The following is a 22,564-nucleotide window of genomic DNA, read 5'->3' as shown; positions in this document are numbered from 1 at the left end:
CAGAATCTTATGAAACGTTCTTTATTATCAGCCTGTCTGTTCCTCCTTTCCGTTGCTCCTGCTTTCAGCCAGGAAATAGGAATGACGGCATTCGCCCCGTTGGAACAAACATATGGCGAAGTTTTCGAATCACCGGAGCTTATGACGATGAACGATATGAATATCGATTTCGGATACGCCCTCTATGAGACAGAAGTCAAGGTGGAAGAAGAGAATTCGGAGCTGGAAGTGGAAAATGTCAGGGATTACGCTACCGTTTACCTGAACGGGAAATTACAAGGTTGCCTGACAGATAGCCATAAAAGCCTGGTGTTGAATGTCGCTCCGGGCACATACCAATTACAAATCTATGCCGAGAATATCGGACGCATTACGTATGGCCCTGAAATACTGGACAACTCCAAAGGCCTGTTCGGTGCCATCTCGCTCAACGATGCTGCCATCGAGAACTGGAAAATGGTCCCGCTTCTCGTCCGCGAAACTTCTGTAAACGAACTCACGTTCGGAGACAAAAAAGAAAACGACTCCCCCTGTTTCCATAAAGGAACATTCGAAATCGACATGCCCAAAGACTGCCACATCAGCATAAAAGGCTGGGGAATGGGAGAACTCTGGGTAAACGGCGAATATATGGGTTCTTATTGGGAAGAGAATGCCACGCAATCCGTAGAAGTTCCGGCCACCGCACTGAAACAAGGAAAAAACGAAGTCGTCCTTTTCGAATTAAAGGGCAACGGCCGGCAATCCGTTTCCCTGTCAGACAAACCGGTATATAAATAAAAAGTACTAAAGCCGCCTGGTTTCCTCAAACGGAATCAGGCAGGCTTCAGTAACTTTTACAGCCAAGGCCAGGTATATTTAATTAGTATGTTGTCTTTTTATTCAAACCCGGCATGTACGCCTTTGATGGAAAAGGAATCCGCTTCCCGTTTTTTCTCTCCGGTGTACATCCATTCGATGGTGTCTTCATACGTCTTGCCGTCTTTATGGGCGACGGTCTTCACAATGTTCTTTCCATCTGCCAAGGTCACATTATCTATAATATAATGTACGTCTGTATAACCTTTACGGATGCCGGAAAGTTCTTGGCCGTTCAGAAAAACTTTCGGTTCCCCGATATTGGAATAGACAGTTATGGAAGTGACTTTCTTTTCGCGGTCCACATTCCGGCGCTGCGTCAGGTAGAGGACGGGATCTTCACTCCAGTTCGCCTTGTACCAAAAATAAGAGTCTTTCTTCGTCTTGCGGTCGAAAGTCACCATGCCCTTCATATTACGGGCGGGAAGGTCGCCGCGGTTTGCCAGCGGAGTGGCGAAATCGAAAGTGTTCCACAAATAAGAAGCAACGATATACGGATGCTTGGCGATCACGCTCCACTGGTATTCATGCGTCTTCGTCTGGAAAGTTTCCGGATAGAAGGGTTTCGTCCAGTTAAGCGAATTGTCCAGGTATTCGGTCTGGTGGACTATGTTAGCGTCAGCTCCATACTCCGTCAGCATCAATTTTTGGTCCGGATAGTTCTTTTCCAAGCCTTCCACCCACGGTTCGATATCCTGCAATTTCTTTTCATACCAACCGAAATAGCGGTTCATCCCCTGGATATCGGCATTCAGATTGACCGGATGTTCCATATGCCCGTAGCCGTTTACCGAAACGGTGTAACGGTCGGGATCTTCCGTCTTCGCCAGGTCATGCAGAGATTTGGTCAGTTCCTTTGTATATTCGTGCGGATGGTAGACTTCGTTATGCAGCCCCCAGACATAGATGGACGGGTGATTGAAGCTCTGGCGGATCAGTTCGCGGAGTTGGTTGCGGGCGTTCTCGGCTTCCTGCCCGGACACACGGTTCACAAAAGGAATCTCCGCCCAGATGATCAACCCTAAACTGTCGCAACGCGAATACAGGTAGTCCGACTGCTGATAGTGGGCAAAACGGACGGTTGTCGCACCGATATCCATAATAGTAGCCAAGTCGAAGTCATGGTTTTCATTCTTCAACGCACTGCCCAGCCCCCACCAGTCCTGATGGCGGGTAACGCCGTACATCGGATATTTCTCGCCATTCAGGTAGAAGCCTTTTCCGGCTACAATCTCGTATCTACGCAACCCCAACGGTTCCACAACTTCGTCGATTACTTTTCCGTTCTGGATCAAGCGGCTTACCACTTTATATAAATAAGGATTCTTCCGTCCCTGCCACAGGATAGGATTCTTGATCTTGAAATCGGCTTCGAACGACTGTACGCCTTGTGCCGTCAGGTCGAACGAGCGGCTCTGGGTCGCTACTTGCTTCCCTTCCTGGTTATAAATCGTGTTCTGCAAAGTAAGCGGTGCGGGTTGCAACGTTCCATTATCCAGCTTTACTTTTACTTTTACATCCGCTTGCTTTTTGGAAACATTTTTCTGGGTGATGTAGACACCGGTAGAAGCGCAATCGGTCACACATATATTATAAGGATCCGTCACGATCAACCAAACCGGGCGGTACATCCCGCCATAAACACCGAAAAGCACATGGTTGATAGGAATCACATCCGGACGTGACGCATTGTCGGCTTTCACTATGATCTCGTTGTCCTCTCCCGGTTTCAGCACCGTGCCGATCTCGCACGAAAAAGCGGAATAGGCTCCTTTGTGAGTTGTCACAAGCGAACCGTTCACATACACTTCGGCAACGGCTCCCACGCCTTCAAAGCGGAGGAAGACGCGTTTGTCTTTCAGTTCGGCGGGAAAGAAATAGTGTTTCTTGTAGTAAGCAGGTCCTTCATAGAAGTTATCAAACTGTACCTGCATGTCTTTCGCGTTCCACGTATGGGGAATCTCGACCTCGGTCCATCCACTCTCCCATTTCGGCGCATTAACGGCCAGTTCCTTGCCTGCCGGTGCTTTCTTAAATACCCAACCGGAATTAAACGACTGGACAATCCGGCCTTCCGCCTGCATCACCAAACTGAAACAGGCCAACAATAAGGTTAAACTCAATACTCGTTTATTCATGATGTTTTAATTGATTAAGTTACAAAAATAGGATAATCAACTTGTTTCACCGTGTAAAATCATCTCAATCCTGTTCAAGATCGTCTCCAAATCGCTATCTTTGCAGAATAAGAGACGGGGTGTCTTCGATTTGCAAGACACCCCGTTCCACATCACAAAAGGATTATTATTTAATGGAAACTTTAAAACTTCTTGTACAAGATTCTGATATAATTTTAACAATATAAAGACTCTTAGGTACTCCAGAAACATCTACATAAGTAACGTCCTGAGTCAATTGTCCTTTTTTTATAAGATTACCATTTAAAGCATCTATCAATAGATATTGATCTACAGATTTATTTTTTTGAATCATTTGTCTTTTAATCACTAAGGCATCTGAACTGTATGCAATTGAATAAGATCCTTCTATTACAAAATTACAATCATAGGTAATTAGATTAGGACAACCCGGTTTATTATATTTTAATCTTAAAGTTATGATATCACCAATATTACCAACTGGTTTGAATTTTATTTGATGTCTATCAGTCCCTAAGCTAACATAGCTTATATTAACAGCTGCATCAAGAGTTAATAAGCTCCAAGAAAAATTTGTCATTCCTGAAAGATAAAAATCAGAAGTAATCATAACACCCCAATCAACAGGATTATTGTTAGTAGATATAGCTCTATTATAAGGTGCTCCATTATAGTCAAATGAATAATTTCCAGTTGGTATATGACTAGCATTTAAACTAATATTTTTTTCATCACTTTGTACAATAGTGCTATTTCCATATAGTAAGGCAACTTTTGCTTTTACAGTTCCATTCTCTTTTGAATCATAAGTTAAGAAACCTGTATCTGTTATTTTAGCAGAAGAAACTCCTGATACGGAATATGATTTTGTTAATAAAGCAGAAATCGCAGCTGTACAAGTCAGTTGAGTTCCACTCGGACAAATATGATCAGGAACTGATATCTCCAATGGATTACTCTGAACAGTTATACTTTTTGATACTTTATTAGAAGCAATTGTTATATTTCCTGATGTCAAAAAAATGATTGTTCTGGAAACTGTAGTATAACCGTTTGCATCTTGACTGGTACTACGACTAATATCCAGAAACGCTCCCCAAGGATCAATCCATTGAAAATTATCAATATCTCCATCTAATGACGGTTTGTAATGAACTGTAACAGTGACTGCATCACGATATTGCATTGCAGTTGCTGGTAATTCCATATAAGCATCCGAAGTTTTTAACTCTTGTGAATAGAGACTACTTAATGAGCAAACCAATAGCACACTCATTACAAAAAATTTCTTTTCAAAATCCATAACAACATCATTTAAAGGTTACACAAATATTAATTAAAAATCAATCATATACTTAAAACGCTATAAAGAATTTCAGGTATAGTCCGTATTAATATCACAAATATAATTATAAAGAAAAAAGGTATATCACAAAAGGTTTAGCCACTTTTTTCTACCACATAACTCTGTTTGGTACATTTTTAAATCATTTTGAGATGATTTTATTATACTCCTTCCCATATCTTTCCTATTTTTGATGCTGAATTAAAAAGATTAACACAAAAATAGTATCATGAAAACAATCAAGTATCTATCGGCAGGCTTATTTATTTGTGCTTGTACCTGTTTAGTAAACAACCTGCCGATACAGGCCGAAACGACAAATGCCGCCGCCGTCAGTGCGACGGAAACGGGCTGGGACCGGCAAAGCGTCATGGACGTTGCCCGACGGGTGGCGGACTGGCAGATCAAGGATTATCCCGAAAACAAATATGCCAAGAGCGAACCGCGCGGATGGATCGCCGGAGCGCTCTACATGGGGATGTTCGATTGGGCGGAACTGAGCGGAGACAACACCTATTATGACTGGCTCCGGAAAATCTTCAACCGCCAGAGCTGGCAGGTTGCCAACCGGATGTATCATGCCGACGACGTTTGCATCGCACAGACCTACATCGATTTCTATAACAAGGAAAAGAACGAGAACATGCTGAAACCGACCATCGCCCGCGCCGACTGGGTTTTGAACAATCCTTCCAACGGAAGCATGGACCTCGATTACAGCAAAGGCAGCACGATCGAACGCTGGACCTGGTGCGACGCCCTCTTCATGGCGCCCGGCGTCTACACGCGGCTCTACACGCTGACCGGCAATCGCAAATACATGTATTTTGCCGACGGCGAATTCCGTGCCACCTACCATCACCTGTATGATAAAGACGAAGACCTCTTCTATCGCGACAGCCGCTACATCGGACAGAAAGAAGCCAACGGCAAGAAGGTATTCTGGGGACGCGGCAACGGTTGGGTAATCGGCGGATTGGCGGAAATACTCAAGACGCTGCCGGCGGAAGATACCGAGTTCCGTCCTTTCTATCTCGAACTTTACAAGAAGATGTCCGAGCGCCTCGCCGGACTGCAAGGAAAAGACGGTTACTGGCATGCCAGCCTGCTGGACCCGGACAGCTATCCGTCGCCCGAAACGAGCGCGACCGGATTTATCGTTTACGGCCTGGCATACGGAATCAACCAGGGGTATCTGCCCGCAGACAAATACCTGCCAGTCGTAAAAAAAGGATGGGAAGCACTGACCCGCGCCGTTGAAACGAACGGGAAATTAGGGTGGGTCCAGCCGGTTGGCGCCGATCCGAAAAAGGTGACACGCGACATGACCGAGCTCTACGGCACGGGGGCGTTCCTGATGGCAGCATCGGAAATTTACAAATTAGCAGACAAATAAGTCATAACAAGGCTCTTTTTTTCATAAAAGTACCCGCAAAAGCTCTTGAACACCCGGGTAAACCCACCTTTAACATCCGGGTGTCGGGAAGATAAACACCCGGATGTACAGAAAACAGACATCCGGGTGTTCAGTATCAAATCTCGCTATCTTGTTGAAAACAAGCGATATGCCTTGTATCTTTTTCTACTATATTGGAAAAAGAGAGTGTGATAGTAGAGTGATAGATAAAAGTGGCATGTATCACACAGCAAGCAGTTGTATATAAACGGTTTATATGCAAAGTGTGATAGAGTGATAGAGGTTTTGAAAAAATAATAGTAATGATATGAAACATAAAGTTTGTTTACTCTTCGCGCTCCTCTCCCTGTCCTTATCCGGTATTTCCGCAGCGAACGGGCAGGATTCTTTACGCCAAATTCAGCTAAATGATCTGGGAGTGCAAATCCAATGGGTAAACCCCACTGCCATACGTGCCTGTCTGGATGACACAAAAGCGGCATTGGGAGAGAAAGCTCCCGCACTTTACGAAAAACTGTCCCGCCTGGAAACGCTTCTGCCCGGAGTGCAGCAGGCATTCTCCAGCAAGGTTTCCGGCAACGCGGTCGACAAAGTGATTGGCCAAGCCCAAGAAGTACTTGCATTGAAGCGTGAGATCCTCCTGGCCAATCCGCTGCTGGATATGGACAAGATCATAGTGGCCCGTTACCGTTTGGGCGACAAAGCCCGTAAGGCGACGGGTCCGTCGATGGGTACTTCGACGGCCAACTACAACTCGCTATTTTCCAACCCGCGCAAAGACTACGATGCCGAGATCGACCTGCTCACAGGCTTACGCGGACAAATCGAAAGCAACCGGATATACAAGCCCGAAGCCGATGTCCCCGTTTCGGACATACAGCTCCACTGGGATGCCGACCGCCTCCTCTTCTCCTCGCTCGACGAAAACAGGAAGTGGCAGATATACGAAATGAACATCGACGGAAGCGGACTCCACCGGAAGATCACCGTCGACGAACCGGATCTGGAATTTTGCGACGCCAATTACCTGCCGGACGGGAAAGTGGTGGCGACGACCAACATCGGTTACAACGGCGTTCCTTGCGTGCATGGCGACGATGTGGTAGCCAACCTTGTCTCCTTTGACCCCGAGATGCGTGCCTTGCGCCGCCTCACCTTCGACCAGGACGGGAACTGGTCGCCGATCGTGATCCCGAACGGACGCATCATGTACACCCGTTGGGAATATACGGATCTGACACACTATTTCTCCCGTATCGTGATGCACATGAACCCCGACGGGACGGAAAACAAAGCGCTCTACGGCAGCGGCTCCTATTTCCCGAACAGCACGTTCGACATGAAACCGCTTTCCAAGCACAGCAGCCGCTTCATCGGCATTATCTCCGGCCACCACGGGACGGCACGTTCGGGACGGCTCGTCATCTTCGATCCTGCCAAAAGCCGGAAAGAGGAAAAAGGGATGATACAGGAACTGCCGTTCAAAGACCGTCCGATCGTCCCGGTCATCAAGGACGAACTGGTGGAAGGCGTCTGGCCTCAGTTCATGAAGCCGTTCCCGCTTAGCGAAAAGTATTTCCTGGTCGCCTGCAAACCGGCGAAGGAGGCACTTTGGGGAATTTACCTGGTCGACGTTTTCGATAACCTGACACTCATTGCCGAGCAGGAAGGAGAAGGCCTGACCGCTCCCATCCCGCTGGTAAAACGCGAAACGCCTCCCGTCATCCCTTCGAAGATCAAGCCGGACAGCAAAGAGGCAACGGTCTTCATCCAGGATATCTACGAAGGAGAAGGGACGCAGGGCGTTCCCCGCGGCACGATCAAGGCGCTCCGTATCTTCGCATACGAGTATGCCTATATCTTGGCGCCTTCCGACCACGATGCACAGGGAATACAGAGCGGATGGGACATCAAGCGCGTGCTTGGGACCGTCCCGGTCGAGGAAGACGGCTCCGCACTGTTCACCATTCCCGCCAACACGCCGGTATCCATCCAGCCGTTGGATAAAGACGGGGCAGCCATCCAGTGGATGCGCAGCTGGTTGACGGGTTGACGGGGATGCCGGGCGAGATCGTCTCTTGCGTCGGTTGCCACGAGGATCAGAACAGCATACCGATTCCCAAACGCACGATTGCTTCGACCAAGCAGGCACGCCGGCTGGAAACACCGCAGGGAGGTGTCCGTCCGTTCACGTTCCGTCTGGAAGTGCAACCGGTGCTGGATCGTAACTGCGTGTCCTGCCACAACGGGAAAAATGCCGAACCGGATTTCCGCAAGGACCAGATGGTCACGTATAAAAGAGGTATATTGACGAAAATCAACAAGCTGTACGACCAGAGCTATCTGAACCTGCATCCGTACGTGTACCGCCAGGGGCCGGAATCGGATATCTACGTCCTGAAGCCGGGCGAATTTCACGCCAGCAACAGCGAACTGATCCGCATCCTGCAAGCCGGACATCACAACGTGCAGATACCGGAAGAAGATATGCGCACGCTCTATACTTGGATCGACCTCAACGCCCCTTACTACGGGGCTTTTACCCAGATCGACCTGAAACCCGAATCGCCGAAGGGCCAGGTGGGACGTCGTATGGAACTGGCCGAGAAATACAGCGGCGTACGGGTAGACTGGCAAAAAGAGATCGCCGACTATGCCGACTGGCTGAAAGAAAACAAGAAGGCAGACGGCATTACCGGAGCGACAACCGGCGAGACTGTCGAAATAAAAGAACCGGCCCAACCGCTCCGCCCGGTCAAAGCAAAGGGATTCCCCTTCGACACACAGACGGCGACAACCCGGCAATCTGCCAAAGGCGAAACGACCCGCCGCCTCACCATCACTCCGGATGTCCATATCGACCTGGTATGGATTCCTGCCGGCAGCTTTGTGATGGGCAACAACCGGACGCCCTCCGCTTCGCCTGCATTCAAGGCAAACGTGAAGGAAGGCTTCTGGATGAGCACGACCGAAATCACGAATGAACAGTTCCGCGCTCTTTTCCCGGAACACGACAGCCGGTACATCGGACAGACCTGGAAGGATCATACGACTCCCGGCTATGCGGCCAACCGGCCCGAACAGCCTGTCGTGCGCGTCAGCTGGGACGAAGCGAACGCTTTCTGCCAAAAACTCGGCAAGATGTCGGGCTGCGACGCCTCCCTTCCTACCGAGACACAATGGGAATGGGCGGCACGTGCAGGAAGTGCGGATGATTTCTGGTTCGGATCGATCAACAGCGACTTCGGCGTTTTCGAGAACTTGGCAGACAGTACGACTGTCGACCTGGCGGTAACGGGCGTAGATCCGAAACCGATGCGGGCAAACGATCCCATGCGCAAGTTCTGGGATTTCCTGCCGAAAGTACTGAACGTAAACGATCACCAACTGATCAGTTGCCCGGTCGCCTCCTACCGGCCCAATCCCTGGGGATTGTATGACATGAACGGAAACGTGGCGGAATGGACGGCATCCGATTACCTTCCTTACCCTTTAAAAGAAAAGGCGAACAAGGAAGTTGCCGAAAAGAAAGTCGTACGCGGCGGTTCCTGGCGCGAACGTCCTAAATACTCCACATCAGCCGTCCGCAAAGCCTTCCTGCCCTGGCAGCGGCCGATGAATGTGGGATTCAGGATCGTGGTCAGGTGAAATCACCTTTCAACTTTCCACTGCCAAAGTGCTTCTTCCATTCCCGGCCCGACATACCTGTACGCGGACGGGGATGCGCTCGGTCATCTCCTGTACATGCGAGATGACGCCGATCTTGCGTCCCTGCGTCCGCAAACTTTCCAAAGCATCCATCGCCACACGAAGCGTCTCGGCATCCAAGGAGCCGAAACCTTCGTCGATGAAGAGGCTTTCGACCCGCATCCGGTTGGACGAAAGAGAAGACAGGCCGAGTGCAAGCGCCAGCGAAACGAGGAACGATTCGCCCCCCGAAAGGCTATGGACGGTACGCACCTCATCGCACATATCCCGGTCGATCACCTGCAAGGCAAGTGTTTCGGGAACCCGCTCCAGGCGATAACGCCTTGTCAGTCCGCGCAACTGTACATTAGCATAGTTCAACAAAATATCAAGCGTATATCCCTGCGCTATGCGGCGGAACTTGGCGCCATCGGCAGAGCCGGCCAGTTCGTTCAGTTTCGCCCAACGTTCGCTTTCCGTACGGCAGGCTTTCAATTCTTCCTGTAGGCCGGATACCTTCGCCTTGTTCTCCGTCTGGGTACGGAGCCGAAAAGCAAGTTCCGTCTTTTCCTGCGTGAACCGGAGCAGGGTTGCTTCGAGCGGCTGTCCATCCGAAGAGGCCGAATAGCCGGCAATCCATTTGTCCAAGGCCGCCTTTCTCCGGAGCAAGTCGGCAGAGGCTTCATCCAAGTCCTTTGCAATCTGGTCGGCAATGCCGCGCGTCTGGTCGGCGATGCCGGATTGCTCGGTCTGGGTGGCCGACAGTTTCTTCAGACGTTCTTTCAGTTCTTCCATTCGCCGGGTGTACTCCTGTTCCACGCTATCTGCGGCGCGGCCGTTCAGGAGTTTCTTTCGCTCCGCCTGCAAGGTGGAAAAAGCGGCACGGTTCTTTTCATGGAGTTGCCCGGCTTCTTCGGCTTGCTTTTCGAGGGAAGGAAGGAAGGAGGCGAGCGATTCGCATTCGGCTTTCCGGGCGCTTGCCTGCCGTTCCAGTTGATGGAGCTTCTCGGTATTCTCATGCCACTGACGGGCGAAGTCTGTCAATGTTTTACGGAAGGCTTCCGGGTCTTGCAACCATACTTTCTGCCATTCGCTATTACCGAATAGGCGGTCGGTAGCCGAAAGGGACTGGTCCAACCGGGCGGATTGTTCCTTTGCAACAGCTTCTTCCCGTTCTTGCCGGCTGGCGACGAGTTGTTGCTTGCCGATCATCTCCTTACAAGCGGCTTCGCTATCTGCCAACTCTTTATGGAGCCGGAGCAACTGTTGTTGCAGGCGGGCGAGCTGGCGGGTACGAGTGACATAGGTTTCTTTTTTATTCGATAAATCCTGTAGTTGGAGGGTAAGGGCAGAAACAGGGGCAACGGGTGTCTGATTGGCAAAGGGATGATGCGTGCTACCGCAAACCGGACAGGGTTGTCCTTCCTGCAATCTGCCGCGCAACTCCTTTATGTTGCCCGAAGCCTCCAAACGAGCCTGTTCGATAAGCAGTTGCTCGCGTTCCCGGCGAAGTTTCTCGATCTGTTTGTCCAAAGCCGGCACATCGACCGCTTTCAGTTCTTCTTCCAGGCTCCGGTAGTCCGCTTCCGCCTGCTTCAACGCCTGCTGCTTGTTTGCGCTGGTTCGTTGCAGGCCGGCAAGTTGTTTATTCAGCGTTACAGCCTCCTGCCGGAGCGTTTCGATCGAACGGTTGGTCGTTTCCACGCCCGAACGGGCGGCCGATGCTGCATCCAGATGCAACAACAAGGCGGAAAGCTGTTCCGCGATACTTTCCTTCTTTTTATAACGTTCACGCCAGGAGGTCAGGCGGGCTATCTCCTCCGTCCCCTGCTTCTGACGAAGGACGGCAGCCTGATATTTCTTTTCGGTTTCTCCCTTCCGAAGCGTTACATTCTTCAATTGCTGCTCCGAGTGGGATAGGTCGCGTATGGCCGTATCCAGCTGGATATCCAGTTTACGCGCCTGCAATATCTCCTGTTGAAGGGATTTGAAACGAGCCTCGGATTGTTGCTGCTCCTCCACGCCCTTTTCATATTCACGGCGGGCGACCGTCAACAATTCCGTTGCATGCGCCAACTTGTCGGCAGCCTCTTTTTGCTGCCTCTGCCGGACGGTAATCTGCTGTTCGACAGATCGGACAGCCTCTTGAAGGGCTTGCTGCTCCGCTTTCGCATTCTCGACACGGAGCAATTCTTTTTCCGCTGCGGCAAGACGGGTACGCAGGTCGTTTTCTTCCTCATCCGTCAATAGCTCGATGCCCTGTATGCGGGATTGGATCAGATCGAAGGCTTCTTTCGCCCGCGCATTCCTTTCGAATATCCGGCGGGAGATGGCGGAATAGAGTTCGGTTCCGGTCAGCTTCTCCAACAAGGAGGCTTTTTCTCCCTGTTCGGCTTTCAGGAAAGTTGAAAAATCGTTCTGCGCCAGCAATACGGAACGCGTAAACTGCTCGAAGGTCAGGCCGATCAATTCAACGATACGGGCTTGCAGGTCGGAACGCGTCCCCTGCTCTTCCTCCTCCTTATCGAGGTTATACAAGGCCAAACGCGGATTCTGCAACCGTCCGTTCTCCTTTTCGCGTGCCCGCGCCACCGACCAGCGTGTCCGGTAGCGGTGTCCGTTCAAAGCCATGAAATCCACCTCCGCAAAACCGGAGGCCGTACCCCGCCGCAACAAGAAACGGGGGTCGCTCTGCGACAGTTGTTCATTGCTGACGTCCTGGAGTTTGACATTATTCTCCTTCGCCTGGTCGGTACGAGGCGTACGGGCGAACAGAGCCAGGCACATCGCATCCAAAAGCGTAGACTTACCCGCTCCCGTCGGCCCGGAAATGGCAAAGATCCCGGCCGAGAGCAACGGCTCCACCGTAAAATCTATTTCAAAATCACCTTCCAACGAGGCCAGGTTGCGGCCTCGTATCGCTAATATCTTCATAGGTGAACCTCCCGCATTACATCGTTAAACATCTTCTCCAACTCTTCCGGCAAATCTCCCCCGAAACGGTTCGTAAAGGTATGGCGGAGCATATCCAGCGGAGCGATCTTTTGCAAATCCGTATAAGACAAAGGACGAGCTTCTTCCCCTCCCTCCTTTTTCGGATAAGAAGGGATGATGGAAGTCAGGCGTACGGCCTTATCCGCCAACGCCTCTTCCACCCGATGCCGGAAACCCGGATCAGGCTCCGTCAGCAACACCTGCACTTCTAAGTAAGGCCAGAGGCTACGATCGGCTTCCTCCTCCGCCAACGGCAGATTAGCAAGCAGCAAAAGGACTTCGGCTGGCGATGCCGGTTCCGCCGGAATCCGATGCAAGGCGGTTCGTAAAGGGACAGGCATCGCTTTCAGATCCGACAAGCACCCGTTTTCGACCGTAAAAGCAACGACCTGATGGCGATAATGCTGCTCGGAGAAAGACATCGGCAACGGACTGCCGGCATATCGTATATTCTCGCGCCCCCCTACCCTTTGAGCCTTGTGGATATGACCGAGGGCCGTATAGGCCAAGCCTTCTTTAAAGGCATCTATCGACACGGATTCAAGCCCTCCCATTATGGTCCGCTCGCTCCGGTCGTCTTCCGACAGTTCAGCACCGGTCGCATGCAGGTGTCCCATTGCCAGGAGTGCCTCGCCCGGTTGCCTCCGGCTGTCGGCATAGTCATAGAGTTGGCGGTACATCCGGGTAACCCCTTCCACATAGGTATCTTTCCCTTCTTTCGAAGCGGGATAATCTCCCTGGCGCAGATAGGGAACGGCCAGGCAGAGTGCCTCCCGCTCTCTTTCCTTATTATATAGGGGAATCAGGAGCGAATCGAAATCGATCTTACACAGATCCGTTCGCGGAATAACCCCAACGATCGACGTGTTCAATTCTTCCAACAAGGGTATCGGCGCCTCCAAACGGGCTGCCGAATCATGATTGCCTGCGATAATCACGATCTGCAAATGCGGATTACGCCGGTTCGCCTCCCGCAGAAACCGGAAAAAACGGCGTTGGGCGGTTGCCGACGGATTGGCGACATCGAAGACATCGCCTGCAATCAGCAGGGCATCGGTCTGCTGCTCCGTCAATGTATCGATCAGCCACGAAAGAAATGCCTCATGTTCTTCATCGCGGTCATAACCGAAAAAGGTTTGTCCGAGATGCCAGTCGGCGGTATGGATTATTTTCAATGACATCGTCTCTTTGTTTTGTTTGCAAATTTACAAACCGGTTCTATCCTTCATGTATCAATTTAAGCTGATTCTCCAAAACTTGCTTTATATAAGCATTAATCGTAGTCCCGGCCTCCCGTGCCAGCATAGCTATCTTACCATGTATCTCTGGAGAAATACGGATATTCAACGTACCGCTATAAGGTTTGCGAGGCTCCACACCATCAGCCAAACAACCTGCAAGATAGCTTTCTATCCCAGCCTCAAAATCAGCACGGAGTTCATCAATCGTATTGCCTTCATAAAGAATCAAATCTTTACTCATTCCAAGAACCTTTCCCAAAAGGCAGTTATCAGCTTTGCTGTACTCCACCGAGCCTTTATAACCTTTATATTCCAAGTAATCCATATCCATTTTTCATTTTATTAAACCGTTGATTTTTAAGTATTGATATATTGCTTTCATTATACTGCCCGGATGCGGCTTGTGGATATCAATATATTGTCCTGTCTGCTCATTTTTCTTTAGGCAGCCTACAAAAAACGATTTATCAGTTTTTCCTTAGTTCCCATACTATTAGTTTATTCTACAAATGTAACTGAATTCGGTTACGAAGCAATGCTATATAGAAAAAATTTAAAGGGTATGTCCGATATAGGAGAAAGACCAAAGTAAAAGGACATTTTTGTAGAACTTCGTAGACGGTTTCTCCCGTCATGGGCGAACGGATCGTACCGGGCGAGACTTTAACCCGTATCTGGTGGCGGGATTAGTCGGTATATTCATTGACAAACAGTATATTTGCAATTAATGAACAAAAATAAAGTATATGGAACCAGGTGTTGTAGTTTATAATTATATGGATACCTTTTTCTGCTGTATGGTAGAGAAAGACAAATGGTGTGAGGAGATGGTCTCCGAGCATATGTTGGTATATCTTTGTTCGGGCGAAATGGAGTTGATTGCTCCCGAAAAGAAATACCATTTAAAGAAGGGGGATGCTTTTTTCATCAAGCGCAACCATTTAGTCCGCAAAATCAAGCAGCCGTCGAAAAGCGGCGAACCTTTCAAGGGGCTGTTTCTGCAACTGAAGATGCCGTTTTTGAAACGCATGTTGAGCGAGCATCAGATCACCGTGCCGCTCGTGAGCGATCCTGCAACGGCAAAATCCACCTATATCCTGCTGGAAAAGCATCCGTTTCTGAACGGGCTGTTTTCATCGCTGGAACAGTATTTCGATGCGCAGCAATACCCATCGAAAGAGTTGATGGAGTCCAAATTGGCCGAGGCTGTTTTTACGCTTCTGCAACTCAAGCCCGATTTGGGCCAAGTGTTGTTCGACTTCGCCGAGCCGTGGAAAATCAATTTGGAGGAATTTATGAACAAAAATTATAAGTGCGATCTTTCGGTCGAAGAGTTTGCGCACTACACGGGACGAAGCCTGTCTTCGTTCAAAAAAGATTTCTCGCAGATTTTCCATCTGACGCCGAGCCGTTGGATTATCAAGCGGCGATTGGAGGAAGCCAAATGTATGATGGACAAGCTGGGACGCAAACCTGCCGATGTCTATCTGGAGGTCGGTTTCAAAAATCTATCGCATTTTTCGACCGCATTCAAAAAGGAATACGGCTATCCGCCATCGGCCGTACCGATGAATGCCGTATAACGAAAAAGACTTTTCAGCAAAGCAGACAGGACGTTTTGGAAAACCTTTGTCTTCTATTATTCCCCTACTTTTGCATCATCGGATCAGTTAAAATCCGATGATGTTTTTTCATGGGGATTACCCAACGTAATCTATTAGCATATACATAATTATGAAGAAAAGTTTGATTGCAATGGCATTCGGTACATTCGGTTTAGGAATAGCCGAGTTTGCCATGATGGGTATTTTAGGCAGCATCGCACAGGATTTGCAAATTAGCATCACGCAGGCAGGACATTTGATTTCAGCATACGCGCTGGGTGTGTGCGTAGGTTCTCCGGCCTTATTGCTGGTTCGGAAATTTCCGTTGAAACGGATTCTTTTGTTATTGTCGGCCATCATTCTGACAGGCAACCTTTGTGCTGCCATAGCCCCGAATTTCAAAACGCTGCTTATCGCCCGTTTCCTGTCCGGTTTTCCGCATGGAGCTTATTTCGGCGTAGCGTCCATCATCGCTCAACGGTTGGCTGCGGAGGGTAAGGCGACGCAGGCGGTGTCGATCATGATGGCGGGAATGACGGTCGCCACGGTTTTCGGCGTGCCGCTGGGAACGGCATTGAGCAATTCGATTTCGTGGCGGCTTACTTTCGTGCTGGTTTCCTGTTGGAGCATCATCAGCCTTTACGGAATATGGCGTTGGGTTCCCCGTATGGATGCACTGCCCGATACGGGATTCAAAGGGCAGTTCCGGTTTATGAAATCGCCCGCTCCGTGGCTGATAGTCTTCGGTACGCTGATAGGCGGAGGCGGCGTTTATTGCTGGTACAGCTACATCAATCCCTTGCTGACGAATGTTTCGGGATTCTCCGTGAGCAGTCTTTCGTGGCTGATGGTGTTGGCAGGGCTTGGCATGGTGGCCGGAAACCTGATAGGCGGACGTCTGGCCGACAAATATCCGGCAGGATGGGTGGCAGCCGTTGTTCAGTCGTGCATGGTCGTTACGCTGTTGTCCATTTTCTTCTTCGCATCCGTTCCGTGGCTTTCGGTCATTCTGATGATGATTGGAACAGCCGGACTTTTCGGGGTGGGCAGTCCGTTGCAATATCTGATTATCCGTTTTTCTAAAGGTGGAGAGATGCTGGGCGCGGCAAGTATTCAGATCGCATTCAATGTCGGCAACGCATTGGCGGCATGGTGCGGCGGGCTGGCATTGCAAGCGGGATTGGATGACCGTTATCCTGCATTGGTAGGTGTTCCGTTGGCTCTTATCGGTTCGATGCTGCTCTTTACATTGCATTATAAATACGAACGACAACTTTCCAGATAGACAATATGGATTGGTTGTATAGTGCAGCGGATTTGGAACAAGCCGTTTTGAAAACAGGGTTTCTTCCCTTTTTTCAGAGCGATATACCGGAGTTCTCTATCGAAGAGTTCACGCCTGCGGAGTATTGGTTCGCCGATGGCGTAGATGGCCCGTGGGAGTGGAAAAGTCCGGTAGCCGGGTTTCCGCAAACCCCGCTGCCGGGATTTCAACCCTGCCGTTGCATGGGAGCTTCATGAAAAACAAAAACAGCAGCGGAAACGACAGGAACCCGGATTCGAGACGCTTATCACCCGTCTGCAAATGGGAACGTGGCTTGTCGTGGCGACTTTCGAATATGAATACGACAAGCATGGACATCCTTATGGTTAGGGCATTGCCCGTTACGTTACGCCCGAAGCTCTGTTCGGGGAAAATCGGATACTCGCTTGCAAAGGGCACTCGCCCGAAGAATCGAAAATGCGACTGATAAAATATCTTTCAAATCTTCTGCCACAGGCCTCTGAAACACAAATCCTTCGGCTAATAGGATAGAAAATACAATGGCTGCCACAATTACAGCCGATATAGCGGGATATGCCGTGATACCTGCCAATTGATATTTTGACGTTTCAGCAAACTTCAAAATGACGTCTGGGAAAACCTGTAAGGGAGTATCTGCCGGTATCTTTGCAGCAAAGAAATAATCAAGAACATAGGTATTTGCCGAATAGAGGAATAAAACTATTCCTTCTCACAGGCAACCCTGTTGAGAATATGCAAAGCACTTGGCAGCAGCATGGATTCTCCCGATGTACGGGTTATTGTTTGTGTATCGGAAATAAAGTCGCCGAATTGTTGCAGCGTGAAAAAGCGCAGGCCGGTACGGTACGGGTGTCTCGACGGGATGATTTGAACAATAAATAATATCAGTGTAAATGAAAAAGAGTATAGCAATGATGATGGCAGCGGTGCTTCTGATAGGATGCACAAACTGCGAAGCCAAGAACGATCCGGCAGACGGTAATCCTGATGCTTCTACACCACAGCTTCTTGGTGCAATGTCCCCGCAACGGGCATTGGAGTATATGAAGACAACCGATAATCTGATTATTGTCGATGTTGCTTCAAAGAGCAATTTTGAACGTAAGCATTTCACAAGAGCAATCAATATTCCGATTGAAAACCTGACGGAGCAGGAGGAACGGGAGCTGTATCTCGGTATTCCGGCAGGGCATCCGGTGATATTGCATTGTCGGTTGGGTATGATTGTGCCCGGTGCTTACCGTACATTGAAAGAATTACGCTCCGATATTCCAGTTATTTCCTACATCGACGGTGCGCCCTTGTTTGATGAGTATAGCAACTGGCTGAAAGAACAAAAGAAGTAGTCGGTTATGAAAGAGATTGAATAGACACGGTATCCATTCTCGACAACCCGGCTCGTGTAGTGAGATATATCGAAAATAAATAAATCATGGAATAGATTTTTAACCCGTTAAATTCATAAAATCATGTACAATTTTCAGTTTTATATGCCTACGAAAGTGCTTTTCGGGGTAGGACAGTTGAAGAATCTTCATCTGGAACAAATGCCCGGCAAGAAGGCGATTATCGTAACTTCCAACGGACGGAGCACGAAGAAATACGGCTATCTGGCAGCCGTGGAACAGGAACTCGATGAGGCAGGCGTGGAACACGTTCTTTTCGATGAAATCCGTCCCAACCCCACACGCGACAACGTCATGGACGCTTCGCGCAAAGCCCGTGAAAACGGATGCGATTTCGTAGTAGCACTCGGTGGCGGTTCGGTGATGGATGCCGGTAAGTGTATCGCGTTGATGATGGTCAACGACGGCGACTTGTGGGATTATGCGTTTTCCGCAAAAGGCGGACACAAGCCGTTCGGACATCCGGGCGCACCGATTGTTGCCATTACGACCAGTGCCGGAACCGGCTCGGAGGTAGATATGTTCTCCGTCATCTCGAACGATGAACTCGAAGAGAAGACGAGCGTATTCGACATCTCGATGTTTCCGACCATTTCGGTTGTCGATTCCGACCTGATGATGAGCGTACCGCCCAAGTTTACCGCCTATCAGGGCATGGACGCATTCTTCCATGCCGCCGAGAGTGTCATCAATACGAAAGAACACCCGATGGGCGAAATGTTCGCATTGAAAGCTATCGAACTGATCGCTCAAAATCTGCCCGTTGCCTACAAGGACGGCTCGAACAAGGAAGCTCGTGCAAATATGGCACTCGCCAATTCGCTGGCCGGTTTCTATATGCTCTGCACGTCGCAGCACACGATGGAACACGTCATGGGTTCTTATCACAGCGACCTTGCACACGGTGCGGGGCTGATTATGATCAGTCACGAGTATTTCGATTTCTTCGCCGAGCGTAAGGCTGCCGAAGAACCGATGAAGAAGATGGCTCGTGCAATGGGCGTGAAGAATCCCGAAAGCGGCAAGGATTTTATCAAGGCTCTCGATGCCCTGATCGAAGCCGTAGGGTGCAAGAATTTGAAAATGAGCGATGCGGGCATTACCAAAGAAGAAATCGGGAAATGGCCGAAGCGCATCCGGGAGGTGCTTGGCGGCGACATTACCGCCGATCCGCTTCCTTTAAGCGACGAAGATTATCTGGGCATCTATGAGTGTTCATTCAGATAAACAAGTGATGAAAATAACGTCTATAAACATTTGGATTATTAACGAATAAATACAATGAAGAAAATGAAAAAGATTTTTTATTTGCTGTCGGCTCTTTTACTGACAGTCGGAGTAAGCGCACAGGCGCAGCACAATCACTCCCATGAGGGAACCGTTCACTCGAAAGGTTTTGCCACGATGGATAAAGGCGGGGTATTGACCGCTTACGAATTCGAGCGTAAAGCGGTTGGCGACAACGACATTCTGATCGAGATACTTTATTCGGGCATTTGCCACAGTGACATCCACCAATCGCGTGATGAATGGGGCGGTTCGATTTTTCCGATGGTTCCCGGTCACGAGATTGCAGGACGTGTCGTAGAGGTCGGCAAGAACGTAACGAAATTCAAGGTCGGCGATTTGGCAGGTGTAGGCTGTATGGTCAATTCATGTGGCGTATGCGACCGTTGCAAAGCCGGAGAAGAACAATATTGTGAGAACAACAAGACGGTCTATACCTATAATTCCCGTGATTTTGACGGCGATCCCACTCTCGGAGGATACTCGAACAACATCGTTGTAACGGAGAACTTTGCCCTGAAGATTCCGCAGGGGGCTGACCTTGCCCGTATTGCACCGTTGCTGTGTGCCGGAGCAACCACCTACTCACCGTTACGCTTTACCCATGTAGGACGAGGCGATAAGATTGCCGTTGCCGGATTCGGAGGCTTGGGACATCTCGCCGTGCAATATGCCGTGTCATTCGGTGCGGAAGTTACCGTATTCGATATTTCAGAGGACAAGCGGGCTGACGCTATCCGTATGGGAGCCGCAAAATTTGTGAATGTCAATAAGCCGGAAGAATTGAAAGGGCTGGAAAATTCGTTCCGCGTAATCATCAGCACAATCCCTGCAAAATTCAATGTAGAACAGTACGTCCGTATGCTGAAAGTGGACGGCGAAATGGTCTTGATCGGTATGCCCGCCGCCGACCAGATTCCGTCGGTTCATACAGGTGCATTGGCCGGACGTCGTAAAATTTACGGTACGTTAATCGCCGGTATCCCCGAAACGCAGGAGATGCTCGACTACTCGATTGCTCACAACATCTATCCCGAAATCGAACTGCTCGATGCCGATGCCGACGCAATCAATCGTGCTTATCAGAACGTGATTGACGGCAAAGTGAAATTCCGATACGTGATTGATATGAATACGCTGAAATAGTAGATTCTAACCATTCGGGAAGGACAGCCTGTCTTTAATTCTTTTCTTTTTCAAGACTCGACATTTGCCGAATCCCAAAAGCAACGAGATCGATGAAATTCTGCAACTCCCTGAAAAGATAGCGCAGAAGAAAGGTTATAATATCGTTGTTTGCATCGACGAGTTCCAACAGATTGCCGAATTCAAAGATTCCAAGACATTCCAAAAGCGGCTGCGTTCGATTTGGCAATTGCAAAAATCGGTGTCTTACTGCTTATTCGGCAGCAAAAAACACTTGATGAACGAACTCTTTGAAAAAAAGAGTCTTCCGTTTTATAAGTTCGGAGACGCAATTTATCTATCTAAAATCGGGACACAGGATTGGATAGACTATATATGTGGGCGTTTCGAGGCTACGGGGAAACAGATTTCAAAAGAGCTGGCCGAAAAAATCTGTAAGAGAGTGGATAATCACTCTTCGTATGTGCAGCAGTTGGCATGGTTGGTATGGATTCACACGGACAAGGTCGCCACGGAACAGGATTTCGAGGCGGCTTATCAGGATATTATCGACCAGAACACCCCGTTGTTCGAGAAGCAGACCGAGAGCCTCACGACCTACCAGATGAATTTCCTGCGGGCTGTTATAGACGGGGTTCACAGCGAATTTACCACGCAGGAGATTTTGCAGAAATACCAACTTGGCTCGTCGGCCAACGTCAGCATCGTAAAGCGGGCATTGGTCAAGAAAGAACTTATAGAAATTGAAAAACGTCAAGCCATTATCCACGATCCTGTGATGAAGGTGTGGTTGAAACGGGAATTAGGTGTATAGTATAAGTTGAATTTTTAAAACTGCCAACATTGAGGCCGAGTATCAACTATGCAAGCAGTAGAAGCAGGCCGCTTATCTCCAGTTTATGCACTATGTACGTTGCGAAACTATGTGGTTATTTGGTAAGGGACATAAAATGGAAGTGCAGCGAAAAGAGACAATACGAAGTGCTATCGTCTTCTCTTTTGGCTGCAACCATTTGTCGATGTAAAGTCGAATCGTGGTCTTCAAAAGAGGGTATGAGAGAAGCGTAAGATTGCTTGGAGACATACTCCGAATACAAGCAAATGAAAGGATAGAAACAGAGTGCAAGCAAAAAAACGGGAAACGCTTTAATTCGCATTTTTGTTTCTTGTTTGTTCTTTAATTAAAATCACAAAGATTGTAATACATAAAAGAAATCACTACTCCTGTAACAGGTACAAATATACAACTTATTTTTTTACCCAAACAAAAATTCCGACAAGATTCTTACCCCAAAAGCACAAAAAACCATCCAAGCTAAAACCTCCGGAAACCACTTGTCGAAAAGGATGAAAACTACTTATTAAGCAGACATAGTATTTACTTATCGAGTAGTTTCAGCCTGCTTATTATATAGGGCTATAGTCACAGAATATCTGGCGGGAGATGGCGGGTTTGTAGAGGCATAGCGGAGTATATCCAGCGGGGCGATCTTTTGCAAATCCGTATAAGACAAAACGTTTGCAAACTTACAAACATATCTACATCAACAACTCCATTGGATTACGCTTCATTACTAACGGAAAACGTTCCGGATGTTTCAAACTTTCTATTTCAAGGTCAACATCAAGTTCCGGCCATTCGATAGCCCGCAAACCACTCATACGAACATTCAGCACACTGCTTACACGGGCATCTTTCAACCACGGTACACGATTATACGATACAAAATAATCCTGTCCTAACACTGAAAGCATCATGCCTTGTGAGTTAATCATCAACACGCTTACCGATGTATTGTTTATATTGTTGTCTAAATTCGTCTCCATATTTATCTATCATTTTAGTTATTACTTTTATTTCTTTACTATTAAAACCGAAATTTTCAGCCAATTCGATCACCGGTTCAAGCCAAAACTTTACTTCTCGCTCAGCTTTCACAACATGGATATGCACTCTTTCTTCCTCATTGGAATATATTTTAAAGATATATCCATCCTCACATAAGAATTTTGGACTCATTTATTTCTTTTTTAAATGATATGATTGCAAACATACGAAAAAAAGTATTATTCCTCTCAACTTTTTCAGACAGAAAAAGTTAAAGGGTATAAAC

The 22,564-nt window shown here is 48.6% G+C and carries 15 protein-coding genes and 3 pseudogenes; 11 read left to right on the top strand and 7 right to left on the bottom strand.

Features of this window, described 5'->3' with window-relative positions:
* The first annotated feature begins 9 nt into the window (after window positions 1–9).
* Window positions 10–780 carry a hypothetical protein gene (locus ACW6QF_RS00140; protein ID WP_456086366.1) on the top strand — a complete coding sequence of 257 codons (771 nt, stop codon included), beginning with the start codon at window positions 10–12 and terminating at the stop codon, window positions 778–780.
* Between the two features lie 98 nt (window positions 781–878).
* On the opposite strand, the gene ACW6QF_RS00135 is transcribed toward ACW6QF_RS00140, so the two are convergent.
* On the bottom strand, window positions 879–2,942 hold the full coding sequence (locus tag ACW6QF_RS00135) for a glycoside hydrolase family 2 TIM barrel-domain containing protein (RefSeq protein ID WP_456086483.1): 2,064 nt from the start codon (window positions 2,940–2,942) through the stop codon (window positions 879–881).
* 220 nt (window positions 2,943–3,162) lie between these two features.
* On the bottom strand, window positions 3,163–4,320 hold the full coding sequence (locus ACW6QF_RS00130; RefSeq protein ID WP_456086365.1) for a hypothetical protein: 1,158 nt from the start codon (window positions 4,318–4,320) through the stop codon (window positions 3,163–3,165).
* Window positions 4,321–4,591: 271 nt separating this feature from the next.
* Between ACW6QF_RS00130 and ACW6QF_RS00125 the strand changes: the two genes are divergently transcribed.
* Window positions 4,592–5,758, top strand: a complete 1,167-nt coding sequence (locus tag ACW6QF_RS00125) for a glycoside hydrolase family 88/105 protein (protein ID WP_456086364.1) — start codon at window positions 4,592–4,594, stop codon at window positions 5,756–5,758.
* 328 nt (window positions 5,759–6,086) lie between these two features.
* Window positions 6,087–9,427, top strand: a pseudogene (locus ACW6QF_RS00120) (SUMF1/EgtB/PvdO family nonheme iron enzyme).
* Window positions 9,428–9,436: 9 nt separating this feature from the next.
* On the opposite strand, the gene ACW6QF_RS00115 reads toward ACW6QF_RS00120, so the two are convergent.
* Genes ACW6QF_RS00115 through ACW6QF_RS00105 form a run of 3 tightly spaced genes read right to left on the bottom strand, consistent with a single transcriptional unit; the run spans window position 9,437 to window position 14,026 of the window.
* Entirely contained in the window at window positions 9,437–12,400 is a 2,964-nt protein-coding gene (locus ACW6QF_RS00115) for an AAA family ATPase (RefSeq protein ID WP_456086363.1), read from the bottom strand.
* Window positions 12,397–13,641: an exonuclease SbcCD subunit D gene (locus ACW6QF_RS00110; RefSeq protein WP_456086362.1), complete on the bottom strand. Its 1,245-nt coding sequence runs from the start codon at window positions 13,639–13,641 to the stop codon at window positions 12,397–12,399. The genes ACW6QF_RS00115 and ACW6QF_RS00110 overlap by 4 nt, the downstream gene beginning before the upstream one ends.
* A gap of 37 nt (window positions 13,642–13,678) precedes the next feature.
* The gene (locus ACW6QF_RS00105) at window positions 13,679–14,026 is read right to left on the bottom strand and encodes a type II toxin-antitoxin system HicB family antitoxin (RefSeq protein WP_456086361.1); all 348 of its coding nucleotides are present in this window, start codon (window positions 14,024–14,026) and stop codon (window positions 13,679–13,681) included.
* 421 nt (window positions 14,027–14,447) lie between these two features.
* Between ACW6QF_RS00105 and ACW6QF_RS00100 the strand changes: the two genes are divergently transcribed.
* From ACW6QF_RS00100 to ACW6QF_RS00065, 8 genes and pseudogenes are all read left to right on the top strand, one after another.
* Window positions 14,448–15,284 (top strand): AraC family transcriptional regulator, encoded by an 837-nt coding sequence (locus tag ACW6QF_RS00100; protein ID WP_456086360.1) that lies wholly within the window; start codon window positions 14,448–14,450, stop codon window positions 15,282–15,284.
* Window positions 15,285–15,435: 151 nt separating this feature from the next.
* Entirely contained in the window at window positions 15,436–16,590 is a 1,155-nt protein-coding gene (araJ, locus tag ACW6QF_RS00095) for an MFS transporter AraJ (RefSeq protein WP_456086359.1), read from the top strand.
* A 5-nt stretch (window positions 16,591–16,595) separates the two neighbouring features.
* Window positions 16,596–16,826, top strand: a complete 231-nt coding sequence (locus tag ACW6QF_RS00090; protein ID WP_456086358.1) for an AlkZ-related protein — start codon at window positions 16,596–16,598, stop codon at window positions 16,824–16,826.
* A 49-nt stretch (window positions 16,827–16,875) separates the two neighbouring features.
* A pseudogene (locus tag ACW6QF_RS00085) lies at window positions 16,876–17,121 on the top strand (AlkZ-related protein).
* A 383-nt stretch (window positions 17,122–17,504) separates the two neighbouring features.
* Window positions 17,505–17,957: a rhodanese-like domain-containing protein gene (locus ACW6QF_RS00080; RefSeq protein WP_456086357.1), complete on the top strand. Its 453-nt coding sequence runs from the start codon at window positions 17,505–17,507 to the stop codon at window positions 17,955–17,957.
* A gap of 123 nt (window positions 17,958–18,080) precedes the next feature.
* Window positions 18,081–19,244 (top strand): iron-containing alcohol dehydrogenase, encoded by a 1,164-nt coding sequence (locus ACW6QF_RS00075; RefSeq protein WP_456086356.1) that lies wholly within the window; start codon window positions 18,081–18,083, stop codon window positions 19,242–19,244.
* 63 nt (window positions 19,245–19,307) lie between these two features.
* Window positions 19,308–20,450, top strand: a complete 1,143-nt coding sequence (locus ACW6QF_RS00070) for an NAD(P)-dependent alcohol dehydrogenase (RefSeq protein ID WP_456086355.1) — start codon at window positions 19,308–19,310, stop codon at window positions 20,448–20,450.
* Window positions 20,451–20,520: 70 nt separating this feature from the next.
* A pseudogene (locus tag ACW6QF_RS00065) lies at window positions 20,521–21,264 on the top strand (AAA family ATPase); the annotation flags it as partial.
* A 725-nt stretch (window positions 21,265–21,989) separates the two neighbouring features.
* Here the strand turns inward: ACW6QF_RS00065 and ACW6QF_RS00060 are convergent.
* Together ACW6QF_RS00060 and ACW6QF_RS00055 are read right to left on the bottom strand one after the other, a co-directional pair.
* Complete coding sequence (locus tag ACW6QF_RS00060; protein WP_456086354.1) at window positions 21,990–22,277, bottom strand: DUF2442 domain-containing protein; 288 nt, start codon at window positions 22,275–22,277, stop codon at window positions 21,990–21,992.
* Entirely contained in the window at window positions 22,219–22,470 is a 252-nt protein-coding gene (locus ACW6QF_RS00055; protein ID WP_456086353.1) for a DUF4160 domain-containing protein, read from the bottom strand. The genes ACW6QF_RS00060 and ACW6QF_RS00055 overlap by 59 nt, the downstream gene beginning before the upstream one ends.
* Between the last annotated feature and the right edge of the window lie 94 nt (window positions 22,471–22,564).

It is taken from the genome of Parabacteroides sp., from assembly GCF_977054455.1.
The sequence above is the reverse complement of the archived record's forward strand: the minus strand, read 5'-3'. Positions and strand labels throughout refer to the sequence as shown.

Bases quoted from the DNA above. Each gene is read 5' to 3' on its own strand.
- ACW6QF_RS00115 (WP_456086363.1), bottom strand. From the start codon at position 12,400: ATGAAGATATTAGCGATACGAGGCCGCAACCTGGCCTCGTTGGAAGGT.
- ACW6QF_RS00075 (WP_456086356.1), top strand. From the start codon at position 18,081: ATGTACAATTTTCAGTTTTATATGCCTACGAAAGTGCTTTTCGGGGTA.
- ACW6QF_RS00060 (WP_456086354.1), bottom strand. From the start codon at position 22,277: ATGGAGACGAATTTAGACAACAATATAAACAATACATCGGTAAGCGTG.
- ACW6QF_RS00125 (WP_456086364.1), top strand. From the start codon at position 4,592: ATGAAAACAATCAAGTATCTATCGGCAGGCTTATTTATTTGTGCTTGT.
- ACW6QF_RS00055 (WP_456086353.1), bottom strand. From the start codon at position 22,470: ATGAGTCCAAAATTCTTATGTGAGGATGGATATATCTTTAAAATATAT.
- ACW6QF_RS00080 (WP_456086357.1), top strand. From the start codon at position 17,505: ATGAAAAAGAGTATAGCAATGATGATGGCAGCGGTGCTTCTGATAGGA.
- ACW6QF_RS00090 (WP_456086358.1), top strand. From the start codon at position 16,596: ATGGATTGGTTGTATAGTGCAGCGGATTTGGAACAAGCCGTTTTGAAA.
- ACW6QF_RS00100 (WP_456086360.1), top strand. From the start codon at position 14,448: ATGGAACCAGGTGTTGTAGTTTATAATTATATGGATACCTTTTTCTGC.
- ACW6QF_RS00135 (WP_456086483.1), bottom strand. From the start codon at position 2,942: ATGCAGGCGGAAGGCCGGATTGTCCAGTCGTTTAATTCCGGTTGGGTA.
- ACW6QF_RS00130 (WP_456086365.1), bottom strand. From the start codon at position 4,320: ATGGATTTTGAAAAGAAATTTTTTGTAATGAGTGTGCTATTGGTTTGC.
- araJ (WP_456086359.1), top strand. From the start codon at position 15,436: ATGAAGAAAAGTTTGATTGCAATGGCATTCGGTACATTCGGTTTAGGA.
- ACW6QF_RS00110 (WP_456086362.1), bottom strand. From the start codon at position 13,641: ATGTCATTGAAAATAATCCATACCGCCGACTGGCATCTCGGACAAACC.
- ACW6QF_RS00140 (WP_456086366.1), top strand. From the start codon at position 10: ATGAAACGTTCTTTATTATCAGCCTGTCTGTTCCTCCTTTCCGTTGCT.
- ACW6QF_RS00105 (WP_456086361.1), bottom strand. From the start codon at position 14,026: ATGGATTACTTGGAATATAAAGGTTATAAAGGCTCGGTGGAGTACAGC.
- ACW6QF_RS00070 (WP_456086355.1), top strand. From the start codon at position 19,308: ATGAAAAAGATTTTTTATTTGCTGTCGGCTCTTTTACTGACAGTCGGA.